Genomic DNA, 16,736 nt, shown 5'->3' on the forward strand with positions numbered 1-16,736 from the left:
GAGCTTATCATGACCCAGTATGGGGTAAAAGTGAAGCTGTTGATCTTGCCTCTTTTTGAGGATAACGGCGATTTTACGGATAAGTTAATTTTGACAAAAATACCACTTGGCTTTACCTTGGTCAGGACTTTTTATTGAGGATTTTTGCACGTTATGTACAAGGCTTTTTATGGACTCAGCGATAACCCCTTTTCGATCGCGCCTAACCCACATTACTTGTTTCTCAGTGGAAGGCACAGAGAAGCGCTAGCACATTTAACCTATGGATTAGGTGAAACAGGGGGATTTGTACTGTTAACGGGGGAAGTGGGGACTGGGAAGACGACGGTTTCCCGTAGTTTACTTAATCAATTGCCTGCCAATACAGATACTGCATTTATCCTCAATCCGTCATTAACGGAGCAGGAATTATTAGCGACCTTGTGCGATGAGTTGAGTATTGTGTATACGGATAATCCCAGTATCAAACAATTAACGGATTTAATCAGTCGCTTTTTATTAAAAAATCACCAAGCCGAGCGTAACACGGTATTAATTATTGATGAGGCGCAACATTTACGTCCTGAAGTGTTAGAGCAGCTGCGTTTATTGACGAATTTAGAAACCGATACTAAGAAGTTATTGCAAGTTATTTTGATTGGACAACCAGAGCTACAACAATTACTCCGGCGGCAAGAGTTGAGGCAATTGGCACAAAGGATCACCGCCCGTTATCATTTATTGCCGTTAACGTTAGAGGAAGTGGGCTTTTATGTCTTGCACCGATTACAAGTCGCAGGAAGGCAACAATTGTTGTTCAATCGAAGGGCGGTTAAAGCACTGCATCAATGCAGTGGCGGCATTCCAAGATTAATTAACTTGATTGCAGAGCGAGCGTTAATGGCCGGGTTTGCTCATAGTCGCAGCGTGATCGATGCCAAAATGGTGAAATCGGCCTATTTTGAAGTATCTGGTGAAATAGAAAAGGGAAGAAGAAGCATATTTCCTTGGGTTACTGGATTGGCGTCGATAAGTGTGTTTTCTGTTGTGTTTTATTGGTTCTATATCAATGCAAGTACTGATGCATCATTGCAACAGGTTGAGACAACTCAAGTACAGCTGCCAACGACTATTAATGCAGCTGTCAATAAACCTGCTTCTGAGGGAGGCGGGGCGCAACCGCAGGTTGAAAAGAAAGCATTGAGAGAGGCCAAGGTGAATAAAGCTTCCTCAATGTTAACATCAGCGATTACGCAAAGCCGAACCATTTCGCCTGCCTACGCCAGTTTATTAGGCGCTTGGAATAGAACGCCTTATATCGGGTTGACGGGATGCCAAGCGGCGAGCATGCAAGGGTTAGCATGCTTTCAATTACAGGGCGATTTATCCCAACTATTAAAGCTTAATTATCCTGCCATTGTTTATCTTATGGATGAAAATGACGAATTGTTTTATGCCACTTTGCTCGCATTTGACAGTGAACAAGTTTTGCTGCAATTGAATGAACAGCAATTGTGGGTCAGTAAAAAATGGTTTAATCAGCATTTTTCTGGCACATATGAAGTGTTTGCTGAGGCTGCTTCTGCTCCCATAGTGATTGATGAGAGAGCGACAGTGAATCAATTACAATGGCTAGAAAATAGTTTAGCTTTAGTCCTTGATCGTCCGCCGCGTTTAGTGAGTACTTTTGATAAGGGGTTAAAGGAAGAACTTAAAACTTTTCAGCAGCAACATGGGTTGAGAACGGATGGTATTGCTGGTAGTCAAACGTTATCGCAGTTGAATTTATATTTAAGTACTCAAGGTCCCAGATTAGGCGATAAAGCTGTTGGTCATAAAGGGGGGCATTATTAATGTCAATTTTATTAGATGCTGTGACCCGTTCGAAACAGCAAGAAGCGCATATTGATCCCGTACTCACGCCAAGATTGGATTTGTATGCCAAACCGCGCCGTTCGCCTATCGTTAAAAAAGTCATTATTTTCGTCATGATGATTGCTTTGTCCATTGTGCTGGCTTGGGTTGTGAAACAGGCACTGAACCCATTTGGGGTTAACTCTGCGCCATCAAAGCTTGAAATGGCTGTGAATGATGAAGAAACCATCTCTAAAAACATGCGATTAGGCTCTGAAAATACACAAGAAGAAAAGAGCCCTGTTACTGAAGTGAACCAAAATGAAAAAGCCACAATTGCGCCCGTCACTTTTGTGGGGAAAGCCATGTTACCCGTGCCACAAGCCCAGCCGCTTCCACAAGTTCAACCGATTTCGAGAGTGGCAACTTTACGTCAAACCGACATGCCTTCTTCAACGGTGGCAGAGAACTTGCCTAGGCCTGTGACAGGAAAAACCCTTACAATTGAGGCTAAAAGTGACATGGCAGCGCAAGCACCTATTATCCTTGGAGCAAACAGCAATCAAAAAGGTCAAGATGTCTTAGCGGCGTTAAAAAAAGAAGTGGCGATAGCGGCATCTGAAGTGGGACTGCACGAAAAGCCTGCTCAGGTGAACGCCCAATCTAAGCCTAAGCCAGTTCAGGCCACAGGAGCGTCACAGACTGAAGCAAGGCAGACATCGACCACAGTGAATACTGCTGCCGACAATGAAGACAGCACATTACTGATTGCTAAGCTTCAAAAAGAACTCAGGCAAGTCGAAAGGGAGCATGCACAAACTCCCGATCCTCAAGCATCAGCTAATACATCAACTCAAGCTTCAACTCAGGCATCCTTTGACGCTGCTAAGGTGCCTAAATATGGACAATTACCTACAGCCGTTCAATTACAAGTACCTGAGTTTAATATCAATGGCCATGTGTATTCCAGTAATGTGGACAAACGTTGGCTTAACGTCGATGGCATAGAGTTACAACAAGGTGATAAAATTCAAGGTAAACTGAAAATTATTGAAATACGGCCGCAAGATGTGGTGCTTGAGATTTCGGGGAATAAATTTTCAGTACCTGCAGCATAAGGAGTTGGGTGGCATCGCCACCCACATAGTGCGATCGTGAGTGCCCACTCACATTGGGTCAAATGTAAACTAGCGTTTGGCTTCTTTGGTATTGGCTAGTGTTTTTCAGTTTGTAGCCTTATTGCTGCCGCAGGCTTTTGTGTAAATACAAAAATAACTCGCCGTGGATATGTCCCTATAGGCTCAGACGAAGGCATCCTTGCCTTCGATGGTTATTTTTATATTCACACTGGTTTTAAAAGCAACAAGATAAGCCAGTGTGTTGTTTTGAGCAGGGCTACTTTGTAGCTTGATTTGGGACTTTCTTATTCGCTGGGAAATGCAAACTTGTGAGTAATATTAATTAATTCAGCTTGTTTCTCCATTCAGTCTCAAAATGGTTAAACATTTTGTTTACACATATAATGGCTAGGTGATACTTTTTCTTTATAGAGTGAAGAGTGGTGGCTACTTGCTATTTTGGTTGCGTTTGGGAAATCAGCAGCTAACGTATATAAACAAGTGCTCTGTAGAGAGGTTAATCGACCCATTTAGGATCAATAACATTTAAGGATGAATATGACTGAAGCAAACTTTAGAAAGCTAACATATTACGTGATTTCAATGGCCGTTATTTTCGAAGCCGGGCATCTACTCTGGGAACATTTAAACGGTGGAATAGTGAGCCATCATTTGCTGCACAGCCCAGATTATCCCGCCATATCAAACTGGTGGGGACTCTTTATTCTTCCATTTTTAGCTTGGCTTGCTATGGCGCGGATAAAAAAGCGTGTCAATTTTCAACCTAGTGATAGTTCAGTATCAAGAAAAGTTTTAAATAGAGCACTCATGGGTTTTCTGGGAATGCTGATGTTAAGCTTTTTACAGTCAGTCAGCTTTACTATTGGTTACGGTAATATTGCCATATATTTATCTTTAGGTTTGCTATTGGTGGGGTTGTTCTTACCGATTTATAGAGCGGAGTGTATTTTTGGTTATGTATTGGGGTCAATACTGTTTACTGGGGCCATCATTCCATTTATCGGTGTATTAGTAACGGCATTAATTTCATTATTGACGGCCTTATGCATAAAACCATTCATTTTAAGATTGTTAAGGCCTCAGCCGCAATAGTGTCTTCAGCTGTTGCGACAGATGACAAGGGGGTTAGGTGAAAGCTGATATGGGAGCGTCAATTGTCCAATAAAACGCTTCTTTAAAAGTTCTAAAACTGAATGGATTCAATAACAGGTTACTTCTCATTTATGAGGCTAAAATCGCGATTAGTGAATATATCACTCGGTATTAGAACCTTGTCAGGCATTATCAAGATCATGGAGGATTAACGACTGATAAATCAGAGAAATTGCTAAGAGTGAACATACAGCCGTGGTCAGAATTAGTTGACGACTTCACTTTATTACTCATCTTTATGGTGAGTAGACGAAGACGTTTTTTATTTATTACAGGCTAGATCTAAGAATAAGTCTGTTTGATATTAAATTGTTTATTTTGGTTTTTATGTCAAAAGTGTCTACAGAGGGAGGAGTATCATTAGCGCTTATTACCATTCTGCGTCAGTGTTATGTGTCCCGTTGGTGAGATATTGTCGCTCCCACTCAGGAGTAAAATAGTCATAACAGAAATAACTCTTCTAACTTATCCATAGGCCCTTCGTCTGATAGCACTGATCACACAAAGGACCTTTAGTTCAGCTTCTTATAATTGATCCAGATTAAAATGTATTTTCTGTTTGTTGTTGTAAGCTTGAGTGTTGGTTGACCTCGTTAGTGACATTAATCGATTTAATATTTTTATCGAGTTCATATAGATAAGATTCAAGACCTTTAAAATCTAACTTCTGCAGGTCAAACTCAAATACCTGTGGTGATTGATACATACGCACAGAAAACGTTTTATTGATTAAGTCTGATACCGTAACCCATTGAGCATAATCATGAACACTCTTTCCTTTTGAGTCTCGGCTGGTACCAAGGGGAATGTCGACGGTATTGAGAATATGAAAAGCCAGCGTAGTTGCGTCCGCTTTTCCTACTGTGATATCAGCTTCGATTGGCGATTGCTCACTGTATAATTTGGCATAATAGTTGGCATTTGTCTTAAAAGCATTGACTTCGTCTATATCTTTTTTATTCAATAGTTGGAAGACGGGAAAGGAAAAATTACTCATCATTGAGGCACGAACAAATCGGTCAACAGGTGTAGAGCTACCAGGGAGTCCCGAAAAACCGGTACCTTGCGCATGAGAAAAGCTCTGGAATTTATACGCTGCCTGCTTGTATGCAATGATACTCGGTGTATCAGGTACGCCTTCATCATTTTGAAAGTTAAACGGCACCACGTTGACATAATTATTGATAACATTTTCTTGTTGCCAAGCGATTAAGGGATCGTTTGTGAGTGCGCCGATTGGGTTTAGATCTGTGATCTGTAATTGTCCTTTTACATACTCAAGCACTATGCTATTACCTAGTGCATCATGGACTGGAAAATGAAAATTCATCGGACTGGGAACGGTGACCGGTTCAAATGGATTGGCGACTAAGATTTTATCTTTGTTGTCAATTTGGCTTTCAACGAGGGATGAACCATTTGAATTTACCGTCAATGAGCCATACTGCAAACTGTCGATGACATCTTGGCAGGTAGCACAATTGGATAAGATCCAAGTGGTAATACTTGGATAGAAAACAATACCTTTTGAGGCGATGGGTTTTGCATCTTCATCAAATGGGTTTTGATATTCAGATTGAGCCAATACCATAGTGCCAGTTGTGAGCCCTTTATCATTCATGCCATTGGTTGCTATGTTGGCATATAAGTCATCTTTTAAACCCAGAGTTTGACTTATTTTTGTGGCAAATCCATTGAGTGCAATAAAGTTATATTTTCCATTCCAAGTTAATAGGTTTGGGATAATCTGTTTGATATCTCGACGAGGAATAAACTCAGTTCGGCCCTTATCCTTTAATAATTCTTCCAGTGATTTCGATGCACACTGAGTGTAGTGAAATGCTTTTCCTCTGAAAAATAATTGAGACTGTAAATTGGAACCCAGTTCCATCGAGCGACCAATGACTGGAATGCTTTTATCTGGATCTAGGGTGAGTGCTTTAATAGAGAAGTCGGTACACATAGTGAAATTCCTTTTAAAAGGGGTGAATGATATCCGTGACTTAGCAATCTTTAAAAAGCGCATCGGGGCAAGTGTTGGTATTAATTTTATTCTAAAAAGTAAAAGAATCTATTACAGCCTATTACAGACTGTCATTGTTTTATTTTTATCACATTGATTTATAATGGCTAATTGTGAAATTATGCGCTATATAAAGGTGATATACTTATCAGATATCGGAGCTGAGAATGAGTATGGATACACATCTAAAAATTATTGAAGCCTTAGCTAATGGAATTGATCCTTTAACAGGCGAAGTGTTACCCAATGAGTCACCTTATAATCACCCTGATACAATTAGGGCACTTTTCGCTGTCATTAATCATATTAAGCACCCACCTAAAAAGAAGCAGAAAATAAAGAAACCATTGAGCAAAAACGCTCAGATAATATTGAAAATGGCTTACCTAAAAATGCGGGGCTACCTTGGACTGAAGAGGAAAGAAATGTGCTCGCAGCTGAGTTTACAGCAGATGAGCCGCAAGATAATCTAGCTGATCTTCATGAACGTACAAGAGGAGCTATTACTTCGGAGCTTAAAAAGCAAGGACTAATCGAAGAGTAATGAGCATATAACAAAGGCAACGTTAGTTGCCTTTGTTGGTATTTCATCAATGACTAAAGTTTAAGTGGGAAAAGCTTAAGAATAAAAATGATAGGCCAAGTACAGCGTGAGGCTATAACCTAGGCTGTAGCAAATGAATAGGGCAGGGACATAGCGTAAGTAACTGACAAAGGTGAGCTCTTTCACTTTGGTCATGGCAATAATCCCCGCGGCTGAACCGATGACTAATAGCGAGCCACCCACACCGACAGCATAAGTTAAACTGAGCCACTCGGGGGTATTTAAAATCGGATCGGCTTTCAATAACGCGGCGGTTAAAGGAACATTATCCAGCAGGGCTGAGCCGATACCAGTAATGAAGTTGGAGATATTCGGATCAAACTTTGTATACGCTTGTGCCAGTAAATCTAGTGTGCCAATTTCTTTGAGCATGCCCACAAGTAATAAGATCCCTAAAAAGAACAGCAAGGTGTCATATTCGATTTGGCGGACATATTCCAATATTCGGCTTTCTTCCTTGTTACTGCGAAAAATATGGCCAATTAAGAACATGACAGACAGGCCGGTTAAAAAGGTCAGTACAGGTGGGATTGCATAAAGCACATTTAAGGCCATTGTGGCTAAAATGGTGCTAAAGAAGATAACGGCGATAATAATATCGACGGCCTGATATTGATGCTTAATAGGTGTCGTGCTGACTTGCCCTGTTGATTTAAGCGAAAAAATAATCGCCAGTAACATGACACTTATCATGGATGGAATGGACAGCATTAACAATTCAGAGATGTTGACATGACCTTCTAAGAAAATCATTAAGGTGGTGACATCCCCTGTGATCAATGCCACGCCTCCAGAGTTGACCGCAAAAATAATCAGTACAGCCATACGCAAGCGGACTTTGGCTTCGAGCTTAAAGGTGGTTAACAAGCCCAAGGAGACGAGGGTTGATGTCACATTGTCACAAAATGAGGAGAGCACCAGTGAAAATAGGGCCACTAAAATCATCAGTAATCGCACCGATAATTGCTGTGGAAAGATCTTTTGCACTAACCCCTGAATAAGGCCTTTGGCATTGAGGTAAGCGACAAAGGTCATGGTCGACATTAAAAATAGCCAGAGCGTGGCAATTTCCAATAAATTTTCATTGAGTTGCTCAGACACTATGTGTTGCTGAGTCGGGGTTTTCGCACAAATGAATAAGGTGACCCAAGCAATACAGCCTAAAAATAAGGTGGTTTTGGCTTTATTGATATGAGTGACTTCTTCAAAAATAATACTAAGCAGTGCAAGGACAGCTAATGAGATCAAGAAAAAAGACAGCATGGTGGCATTCCAACAGTGATAAATGGCATTTTTGGTAAAGAAAAGTGGATTTCAATTGCATTGATAAAATAAACACAATTTGGAAGAGGATCTGACCACAGCCGTTAACACTTGGCAAGAGAAAATAATAAAAATAACTTTATTTTCAGTATGTTGGTATGTTGTTGGGCAAGAGTTAATAAAATGGGTTGATAAGCACAATAGAATAATCGCATCTCTTCACACTTTTAAGAGCATGCGATTATTTTATCGTGAAAGTGTTATTGGACCATTGAGGCGAGTACGCGATCGGCTGCGGCCAACGTGAGTGCAATGGCTTCATCATCATGAGCCATAGATAAAAAGCTGGCTTCATAAGCGCTCGGTGCCAGATAAATCCCTTCCTCAAGCATGCCATGATAGAAAGTCTGGAAATGCTCAAGATTACACTGAGTGACCTGCTCAAAACGCGTGATGTTTTGCTCTTTTGTGAAAAAGAAGCCAAACATGCCGCCAACCAAGTTGATGGTCATAGGAATACCATGTTTATCTGCTAAGGTCTTAAAGCCTTGTGCAACTTGTCTGGTTTTTTCACTGAGCTTTTCATACAGGCCGTCCTCGCATAGTGCATTCATTTGAGCCAGACCTGCCGCCATGGCAATAGGATTCCCCGACAAAGTGCCCGCTTGGTAAACCGGGCCTGTTGGCGCAATATATTGCATGACGTCTTTACGGCCGCCAAATGCCCCCACAGGCATGCCGCCGCCAATGACTTTACCTAAGGTGGTTAAATCCGGCGTCACGCCGTAATGACCCTGAGCACCGGTTTTAGAGACGCGAAAGCCTGTCATCACTTCATCAATTACTAACAAGGCACCGTACTCATCACATAATGCTCTTAAGCCTTGTAAAAAACCTTCAACAGGTGGAATGCAATTCATATTACCTGCGACGGGCTCTAAAATAATGCAGGCTATGTCTTCGGGGTATTGCTCAAAAAAGGCTTTAACAGAGTCGAGGTCGTTATAGACTGCGGTGAGGGTGTGTTTGGCAAAGTCTTCAGGAACGCCCGGGGAGCTAGGTTGGCCTAAGGTGAGGGCACCAGAGCCGGCTTTGACTAATAAGCAGTCGGCATGTCCATGGTAGCAACCTTCAAATTTGACAATTTTATCTCTATGGGTAAATCCGCGGGCTAAACGAATGGCGCTCATGGTGGCTTCGGTACCCGAACTTACCATACGAATTTGTTCAATTGAGGGCATCATATCAATGACTTTTTCAGCCATTTGTATTTCAAGCTCTGTTGGCGCACCAAAGGATAAACCATTGTCAACCGCATCAAGTACTGCTTGACGAATGGCGGGATGATTATGGCCTAAAATCATGGGTCCCCAAGAACCAACATAGTCAATGTAGGCTTTGCCATCAGCATCATAAATATAAGCGCCGTCTGCTTTTTCAATGAAACGGGGAGAGCCTCCCACACCATTAAAAGCGCGAACAGGGGAGTTTACACCACCTGGAATGCTGTTCTTTGCTTGAGCAAAAAGCGTATCAGAACGTGTCATGTGTCATCCTTACTAAAAATGATAAATTAATCCTATTATCGACCGCGTCATGGCCGTCGATTAAAAGTCGGCTTTACGTGAATACCAATTGACGGGGCATTCATATTGTGTGAGTTGTTTATCGACTCCCAATGTCAATGCAAACAGTGCCATACGAATGAGCAGTCCATTATCGGCTTGTCTGAAAATCGCTAAATTAGGGTGACTATTAAGGTCGCTATCTAATTCATTGGCTGCTGCACGGGAATCTCTGGGTAATGGGTGCATAATCACGGTATTAGATTTACAGTGTTGAGTGTAAATGCCTTTATTTAATCGAAACTTTCCTCGGTATTGATTGGCATCTTCTTGTGAAGGGAAGCGTTCTTCTTGAATACGCGTCAGGTATAAAATGTCGGCTTGATCTAAATGGCCTTCAAGTTTGTCGGTTACTTGTATTCGGTGACCCGCTTTCTCAATGTCCGCCAACACCGTTTCAGGCATTGACAGCTCATTTGGAGAGACGAGGGTAAAAGTGACATTAGTATACATACACAATAAACGAGACAAAGAATGCACAGTGCGGCCAAAGCGTAAATCACCGACCATGGCAATATGCAGCCCATTGATATTTCGGCCACCTGCAGCCAGTTCTTTTTGAATGGTAAATAAATCCAGTAATGCTTGAGTGGGGTGCTCATTGGCGCCATCGCCGCCGTTGATCACTGGGACACGACTGCCCTCGGAAAACTCTTGAACTGAAAAAGGATCGGGGTGGCGCATGGCTATCACATCAGAGTAGGTGGATAACACGCGAGCGGTATCGTATAAGGACTCCCCTTTTGAAAGTGACGATGAGGCCATGCCTGTTGTTTCGCGCACATGTCCGCCGAGTAGATTAAAGGCACAACCAAAACTGACGCGAGTACGCGTGCTAGGCTCAAAAAATAGATTGCCTAATACTGCCCCATCAAGGACACGCGTGCGTTTTTGTCTTAAGGCATAGGGAGTCATTTGGGTGGCAACATCAAAAATTGTATCAATGGCATGCAAGTCGAGCTGGTTTACTGAGAGGATATGCGATCCTTGAAACTGAGTCATCAGCCTGTTTCCAATGTTATAGGGTCATGTTGTCAGTTTGCGTGTCTTAACACTCACAGAGAAACATAAAGCCCAAAGTTGAAGAAAGTAGAGTCGTACGTGGCTGAGGCGCGATGATAACAGAAGTGAGGTAAGAAGTTAATAGTGTTTGCTTGAGAGCAAATGAGATGAATGTTGAGTAAGGGGATGAACGTGGTTAGTTGAAGGAAGACAAACAGGCCATCATGAAATCGTTGGCCTGTTTGAGTATGTGTTAATGGAATTTAATCACGCTGGTCTATGGCTGAGTTTATTGACCTCTCAAATATGACCAAGCACTGCTGATACCGCTAGCCACATTACTGACACCGCCAGCAATTAAATTGACTGGGTTATATGAATATTTTTCTTGAGGTTTTGAGCTTGATTCTGATTTAACAGGAATACTAGGCTCTCCCACCATGAGGTCATATTCCATCCCTGAGTGAGGACTTTCAGTATGGACAGTTTGATGTGGAATTGGATTTTGTTTAGCCAATTGAGCTTGTAATGGACTATATTCGATGGCTTTAGGAGCGGTTTTAACTGTTGGTTCAGTTTGTTCAAAATTTTTAACAGGATTTTGTTGTTCCCATTTACTCACTAGATTATTGACCATTTTTTGAATCCAAGATTCAGGTTTATGCTTCCCTTCTAGAGTCAGGATACTTTCTAGCACTTGATCATGGTATGATAATTTGGCTTCTTGGTGTGTCAAAATCGCGTGTTCAGTGGGAACATATACTACGGCTCTATCAAGTTCTTCTGCAGATAGGTTACGTACGTCAATTGGCTTTATGGAATTGGGGATGCTTTGTTGTTTTACTGGTGCTAAAAGATCGAGAATAGCAATCACGACCTCATCATCTTCGCTGGCTAACGCAGCATTTAACGCTAATTCTAAAATGGGTTTTGGCAGTGTTTCTTCGGTATGATTTTGTTTAGCAAGCTGGTACGCTTCTTTAGCTGTATTTTGCAGGGTATTAAATCGGTGGCTGTCTATTTCTGATTTATTTTGCAAATCTTGTAAAATGTCACAGGCCGCTTTAGCGGCTAAATCGGGTTCACAATTAATTTCAGGTTTAATGGCAATTTTTATTAGCAAATTTATACTATTAGTGTCGCTATTGAAGGCATTTTCACGTAAAGATGTCAGTAAACCACCGACTTCTCTTTGCATGCTTTCATTGTCAGTAAAGGGTTTTGATATTATTGAATCATGTTGACTTTGAAGGTTTAAATCTTCTGATATGACAGTATTAATATTGCCTGATGCGACAGTTGGGATAGTCATTTCTTTTCCAGTATAAAGAATGGTAATAATTGTTGCTTATATTATTTAAATATATGTTGAACCTCTTCCAAAAATAGAAATATATTCGCCCTAGTGGTCAAACCAGTTTTGGTTGAATCATTAAATAAAATGATATAGTTTTTTATATCAGTTAAAAGGAATTGTCAGTATATTTAAGTTAAAGCGAATATATCTATAAAGATTATTTCTTGAATAAGAATGAGGCAAACCAAGTCGATAGTTTTTCTGATAAGGGTTTCGTCGTAGTCTCTTCATCAGATAAAGTATTGGTATCCATTTTTATATCATCATGAGTGATCTCAAGGGAGTCTTGAGAAAGGGGCGGACGTGAAGTTGATGCTGTGTGGCTAGTGTTATTACTGCTGGTGTTATTTGATGTTGTATTTATTGTGTCTTGGTCGACTGAATAAGGTCTTGATAGACGAGATTGCCAATGCTGATCTGTCATTGCTGCGGTTGATGAATAGGTGCTTTCAATATCAGGCTTAGGGATAAAAATCGGATTATTAACATCCCATTTATGGATTAACTTTTCCATGACAGTATCACTGAAATAGGTGGACTTTCTAATTTCATGAAGAAACTCAATGAATTCATGACGGGTTTGAGAAATAGGGTCTATCTTCTGACTGTGAGTCATAAAATGAGCTGCACTATCTTGGTAACCTTCATTAAGCGGTAAATAGGGGCTGAGTTCAGAATGACTTATTTCTGAGATAGTATTATCCATAATGTGATGTCCATTTTCTTGTAAAATTGTATTGCTCAGATTATCTGCTGATTGACTTTTAGTGCTTAATATAGCAATGAAACCTTTCTCTTCGATCATAGAAACAGGATGAGAGACGAGTGAGTGTGTTTCTTGTGCATAGTTATGAGTTGTAAGTGATTTGTTTTGCAGTATTTGAATTAAATTAAAAATGTCTTGGTTACGTGTATTGTTTCCAGTAAGCATGATATCCATTAATATTTTTAACATATTAATGGATAACTGGCACAGTTGTGGTGAGCGATGATTTATTTCATTTAAATGACATTGCTGATAAAAATTCTCACAATGAAGGGTAAAGACCTCTTCTTCGTGAGAACCTTTTGGGGCACCTTCTTTTATTTCTAATAATATTTGAGTTGCAAGAAGACCTATTTCATCGCATCGACTTGTTAATGTAAAAAGTAAATCGATACTGGAGAAATCACCTTGTTTTGCAAAGTGTTTAAGCTCGTCTAATGTTGTACGTAGGTTTAAAGTCTTAAATGTTTCTTTTGATATATATTGTTCGCTAAAAAGTAAGTCTAACTTATTAATACTTTCTTGAACATGGGGGAGTTCAATATTATGAAGACAGCTAGTTTTACTTGGAGAGATAAGTGTCATTGAAATTACCTAAATTTCAAGAAGAATATTAATCATATTGGTTAAAGATAATGTATGATCAATATGCTTCTATTAAAATGTAGAGACAATCAATAATATTGAATTTCTCTTATCCATTGTGAAAAGCAGAATTGATGGATTATTTATTTTTTGTGAGTATATCTCTGTAATACTGACTTTGCGATTGAAAAGTATTATTACTATCAAGTTCATTGCTACTTGAGCTAAAGTCTTTATGACTGTTGGTTAAAATTAAGTCAGTGAGAGGCACTGTTGACACATCAGAGCCAAAGGTGCGTGTTAGCGCGAGACGAGCTGCTTTTGTTTCATTTGTTTGGCTTGTTGTATTACAGGTTTTATCTAAGGTTTGGACTGCTTGCAGTATGCTTTTACTGCTCACATCGAGGTTAATAGGCTTTGGCTCTAAACTGGCTAATATTTGTTCTGCTTGCTGTGCTTGTTCACCAGAGCCTAAAGAAAGCTGATATAATTTAGTCATGCTGCTCGGAAAGCCTTTTTCACTGCTTTCTCTGAGTTCCCGCAATGTGTCATGGTCTTGTGACGTTGATTTAACCGATTCCATTTGATTATCACTTGAATTGTCATGAATTGAACTATTAATATAAGATGATGAAGGTTGGATTGTAGTGCTCATATTAGACTCCGAGTAATTCGACCGGTAGGTTCAATCCAGCCTATTGTAACTTATCATACTAAAAAATAATTTTTCTGTTAGTGTCTATAGTCCCATGAATATCGTGATATGAATATAAAATAGTGGGACCTGTTGTGAGAAACTGGTCTAATCAGTTTAAATTTGCTCGGCTTTAATCTCCGATTGTAAGTCTTCCCAAGATATTATGCCGACAATATTTTGGTTGGTTTGATCAATGATAAATACATTTCCCCTCCTCTGCGTAGAGAGCTGTTGATAGACTTCGCTTAATGTACAAGTATCAGATAAACCATTTACTTTTCTTTTTATTAATGTTGTTTCTGTATGACTTGAGTGTAATTCGAGCTCTACTATTTCAACCTCCCCTTGTTGGTTATAAGTCAAAATGGGCCGGCCTGGCTGTTCATTTAACGCTTCAAGTAAATGCGCATTATCATTTTTGACTATGATGAAATTCTTGTTCATGATGGCTCTGACACCAATTTTCTGTAACCCTAAATTGACGGCGGTTACTTTAAAACCAAGCTTCATTATTTCAAGTTGTCTGAAAAAAATAGATTTTGTCTTAAATAATTGATGTGAAATAAGAAAAGCAGGTATGATAACGAACATTGAAGGTAAGATTATGGCTGTATTATCACTAAGTTCAATGAGGGCGACCAATGCTGCTAAAGGGGCGCTTAAGCAGACTCCCATCATAGCGGTCATACCTATAATGGCATAAAGGCCAATAAAGGGAGTCATAGACGGGAACCATTGTTGAAAAAAGACAGCAATAATCGCCCCAAGTAAAGCACCAATACCATAGAGAGGCCCAATTAATCCGCCTGGGATCCCAAGTCCTACAGCGGCAACGGTAGCAAAAATTTTGCCGATTAATATGGCGATTAATAGCGTAATACTGGGATTAGCCTGTATTGCTTCACTAATGGCGTGCTCATTACTGCCAATCGCTTGCGGTAAAAATAAGCCGATGATACTGGTGAGAATGCCTGCGATGAGTAGACGTTGCAAGAGTGGCCATTTTTGAGATTTTTCTGTTAATGTGAGCAATGAAAAATTAAAAAAAGCCGCAACACAGCCTAAGATCAGCCCTGATATTGCGAGAACAGGGTATTGAGAGAGTGGGATTTTCATTACACTTATTTGATCGAAAACATGAATATTACCGAAAACTAATCGGCTCGATAATGCGCCGCAGATGGCGGATATGGTAATGGGAAAAAAATAATGGATTTTATATTCGCGTAATATGACTTCTAGTACAAAAATAACGGCTGCAAGTGGGGCATTAAAGATAGCTGAAATACCTGCGGCAATGCCGCTAGCACACATAATACGTACACTATTATCGGGTAGTTTAAGTTTCTCGGCTAATACACTTGCACTGACAGCACCTAAGTGAATTGCAGGACCTTCTCGTCCAACAGAAAATTGAGATGCTAAGGCAAATAAGGCTTGAAAAAACTGTGCAGGAGCAGAAGCAAGAGGTATTTTACCATAGTGAAGTTTCACTCTGTGCAATACATAGGCAATCCCCATTCGTTTGTAACGTTTTGATCCCATTTTTGCTATTATCCAAATTAACAATGCACCGAAAATGGGTAATAATACTCGCCAGTCGTCAATCAGATCAGTAAAATCGAATCGCTGGTTTTGTGTAAAACTATCAAGCCATACGAGTAGCGATCGAAAAATGACGATAACTGTTGAGGCGATAAGGGCAAATACTAATGCCAGCAAGCACAGTTGAACACTGACTTTAGCTTGCGAAAGTGTGTCTTTTAAACTAGTTCTAACATTTTTATCCCATGTTATGGTTAACTTTTTGTTGGACAATGGCACAAATATATCCTGATTTATGTGACTCATTTTAATGAGTGTATGAGTGCAAATGGCACAGAGAGGTTGTAGCTAAATGTCAAAATATTATCGCTGGCTAGATCGCCTGCAAGCAATGGAGCGTCAATTCCATTCATCTAGAGTGAACTTGCTAGTTTTGTTAGTGGTTGTTTTTATTCTAGGTGGCATGACACTTAATGCAATCATGCCTTTAGTCAATATTAAGGCTGATGATACTGCACAAAGTGTAAGCGGTGAACAGACAAAAGTGCAAGTGTTAAATCAACAACTCGCGGCAAGAAAGCTTGAGTTAAGTATGGCGATTCAAACAAATGATGATATGAAAGCTATGTTTGAGGCACAGCATACTAAGCAAAAAGAATTAGAAAGAGAGCTGGCGTTTTACCGTAGTATCATGTCTCCTGAAAGTAATGCTGATGGTGTTGTGATAAATGGTTTTGAATTATCAGAAGACTTATTGCCTGAACAATATCGCATTAAATTAGTGTTGACTCAATTGCAAGCGAGGAAACAATCATTAAAAGGGAGTGCTAAAGTCACTTTTATTGGCTTATCAAAAGGCAAGCGTAAGACAATCCGATTAAGTGAGCTATCTAAGACGCCATTTCAATTTCAATTTCGTTATTTTCAAGTGTTAGAAACGTCGGTTATTTTTCCAAAAGACTTTTTGTTGTCCAGTATAAAAGTGAAAGTTGAAGTGCCTAAAGGTCGTTGGTCTAAAGGATCTGAAACAGAAAAAGAGTACACATTGAAAGAGTTACAGCTAGAAGAAAAAGATGCTGATGGAATACTTGATCAAAGTAGTCAGGCATTAGATAATCTTACTCAGTAAACCGTTTTATGAGGTC

13 protein-coding genes are annotated in these 16,736 nt (G+C 40.0%); 5 read left to right on the top strand and 8 right to left on the bottom strand.

Annotation, left to right across the window (positions count from 1 at the left end):
* Positions 1-153: 153 nt before the first annotated feature.
* From Q0779_RS00405 to Q0779_RS00415, 3 genes are all read left to right on the top strand, one after another.
* Positions 154-1,833: an AAA family ATPase gene (locus Q0779_RS00405; RefSeq protein WP_298768350.1), complete on the top strand. Its 1,680-nt coding sequence runs from the start codon at positions 154-156 to the stop codon at positions 1,831-1,833.
* Positions 1,833-2,951, top strand: coding sequence for a general secretion pathway protein GspB (locus Q0779_RS00410; protein ID WP_298768352.1), 1,119 nt, complete (start codon positions 1,833-1,835; stop codon positions 2,949-2,951). The genes Q0779_RS00405 and Q0779_RS00410 overlap by 1 nt, the downstream gene beginning before the upstream one ends.
* Positions 2,952-3,509: 558 nt before the next feature.
* A complete protein-coding gene (locus Q0779_RS00415) occupies positions 3,510-4,064 on the top strand; it encodes a hypothetical protein (RefSeq protein WP_298768353.1) in 555 nt (184 codons plus the stop codon).
* A 601-nt stretch (positions 4,065-4,665) separates the two neighbouring features.
* Here Q0779_RS00415 and Q0779_RS00420 read toward each other — a convergent pair.
* Entirely contained in the window at positions 4,666-6,087 is a 1,422-nt protein-coding gene (locus tag Q0779_RS00420) for a linear amide C-N hydrolase (protein ID WP_298768355.1), read from the bottom strand.
* 227 nt (positions 6,088-6,314) lie between these two features.
* On the opposite strand from Q0779_RS00420, the gene Q0779_RS00425 reads away from it, so the two are divergent.
* Positions 6,315-6,620 carry a hypothetical protein gene (locus tag Q0779_RS00425; protein WP_298768357.1) on the top strand — a complete coding sequence of 102 codons (306 nt, stop codon included), beginning with the start codon at positions 6,315-6,317 and terminating at the stop codon, positions 6,618-6,620.
* Between the two features lie 146 nt (positions 6,621-6,766).
* Here the strand turns inward: Q0779_RS00425 and nhaD are convergent, their stop codons facing one another.
* The 7 genes from nhaD to Q0779_RS00460 form a co-directional block, all read right to left on the bottom strand.
* A complete protein-coding gene (gene nhaD / locus Q0779_RS00430) occupies positions 6,767-8,014 on the bottom strand; it encodes a sodium:proton antiporter NhaD (protein ID WP_298768360.1) in 1,248 nt (415 codons plus the stop codon).
* Positions 8,015-8,274: 260 nt separating this feature from the next.
* Positions 8,275-9,561: a glutamate-1-semialdehyde 2,1-aminomutase gene (gene hemL / locus Q0779_RS00435; RefSeq protein WP_298768362.1), complete on the bottom strand. Its 1,287-nt coding sequence runs from the start codon at positions 9,559-9,561 to the stop codon at positions 8,275-8,277.
* 60 nt (positions 9,562-9,621) lie between these two features.
* The gene (locus Q0779_RS00440) at positions 9,622-10,641 is read right to left on the bottom strand and encodes an aspartate carbamoyltransferase (protein WP_298768364.1); all 1,020 of its coding nucleotides are present in this window, start codon (positions 10,639-10,641) and stop codon (positions 9,622-9,624) included.
* 289 nt (positions 10,642-10,930) lie between these two features.
* On the bottom strand, positions 10,931-11,953 hold the full coding sequence (locus Q0779_RS00445; protein ID WP_298768365.1) for a hypothetical protein: 1,023 nt from the start codon (positions 11,951-11,953) through the stop codon (positions 10,931-10,933).
* A gap of 202 nt (positions 11,954-12,155) precedes the next feature.
* Complete coding sequence (locus tag Q0779_RS00450; RefSeq protein ID WP_298768366.1) at positions 12,156-13,349, bottom strand: hypothetical protein; 1,194 nt, start codon at positions 13,347-13,349, stop codon at positions 12,156-12,158.
* Positions 13,350-13,488: 139 nt separating this feature from the next.
* Entirely contained in the window at positions 13,489-14,004 is a 516-nt protein-coding gene (locus Q0779_RS00455) for a hypothetical protein (protein ID WP_298768368.1), read from the bottom strand.
* Between the two features lie 156 nt (positions 14,005-14,160).
* A complete protein-coding gene (locus Q0779_RS00460) occupies positions 14,161-15,870 on the bottom strand; it encodes a chloride channel protein (protein ID WP_298768370.1) in 1,710 nt (569 codons plus the stop codon).
* A gap of 73 nt (positions 15,871-15,943) precedes the next feature.
* Between Q0779_RS00460 and Q0779_RS00465 the strand changes: the two genes are divergently transcribed.
* A complete protein-coding gene (locus Q0779_RS00465) occupies positions 15,944-16,720 on the top strand; it encodes a DUF6776 family protein (RefSeq protein ID WP_298768372.1) in 777 nt (258 codons plus the stop codon).
* Positions 16,721-16,736 lie beyond the last annotated feature (16 nt).

The organism is uncultured Shewanella sp., from assembly GCF_947491715.1.
GTDB lineage: Bacteria > Pseudomonadota > Gammaproteobacteria > Enterobacterales > Shewanellaceae > Shewanella.

Bases quoted from the DNA above. Each gene is read 5' to 3' on its own strand.
- Q0779_RS00440 (WP_298768364.1), bottom strand. From the start codon at position 10,641: ATGACTCAGTTTCAAGGATCGCATATCCTCTCAGTAAACCAGCTCGAC.
- Q0779_RS00405 (WP_298768350.1), top strand. From the start codon at position 154: ATGTACAAGGCTTTTTATGGACTCAGCGATAACCCCTTTTCGATCGCG.
- hemL (WP_298768362.1), bottom strand. From the start codon at position 9,561: ATGACACGTTCTGATACGCTTTTTGCTCAAGCAAAGAACAGCATTCCA.
- Q0779_RS00455 (WP_298768368.1), bottom strand. From the start codon at position 14,004: ATGAGCACTACAATCCAACCTTCATCATCTTATATTAATAGTTCAATT.
- Q0779_RS00450 (WP_298768366.1), bottom strand. From the start codon at position 13,349: ATGACACTTATCTCTCCAAGTAAAACTAGCTGTCTTCATAATATTGAA.
- Q0779_RS00425 (WP_298768357.1), top strand. From the start codon at position 6,315: ATGAGTATGGATACACATCTAAAAATTATTGAAGCCTTAGCTAATGGA.
- Q0779_RS00445 (WP_298768365.1), bottom strand. From the start codon at position 11,953: ATGACTATCCCAACTGTCGCATCAGGCAATATTAATACTGTCATATCA.
- Q0779_RS00420 (WP_298768355.1), bottom strand. From the start codon at position 6,087: ATGTGTACCGACTTCTCTATTAAAGCACTCACCCTAGATCCAGATAAA.
- nhaD (WP_298768360.1), bottom strand. From the start codon at position 8,014: ATGCTGTCTTTTTTCTTGATCTCATTAGCTGTCCTTGCACTGCTTAGT.
- Q0779_RS00415 (WP_298768353.1), top strand. From the start codon at position 3,510: ATGACTGAAGCAAACTTTAGAAAGCTAACATATTACGTGATTTCAATG.
- Q0779_RS00410 (WP_298768352.1), top strand. From the start codon at position 1,833: ATGTCAATTTTATTAGATGCTGTGACCCGTTCGAAACAGCAAGAAGCG.
- Q0779_RS00465 (WP_298768372.1), top strand. From the start codon at position 15,944: ATGTCAAAATATTATCGCTGGCTAGATCGCCTGCAAGCAATGGAGCGT.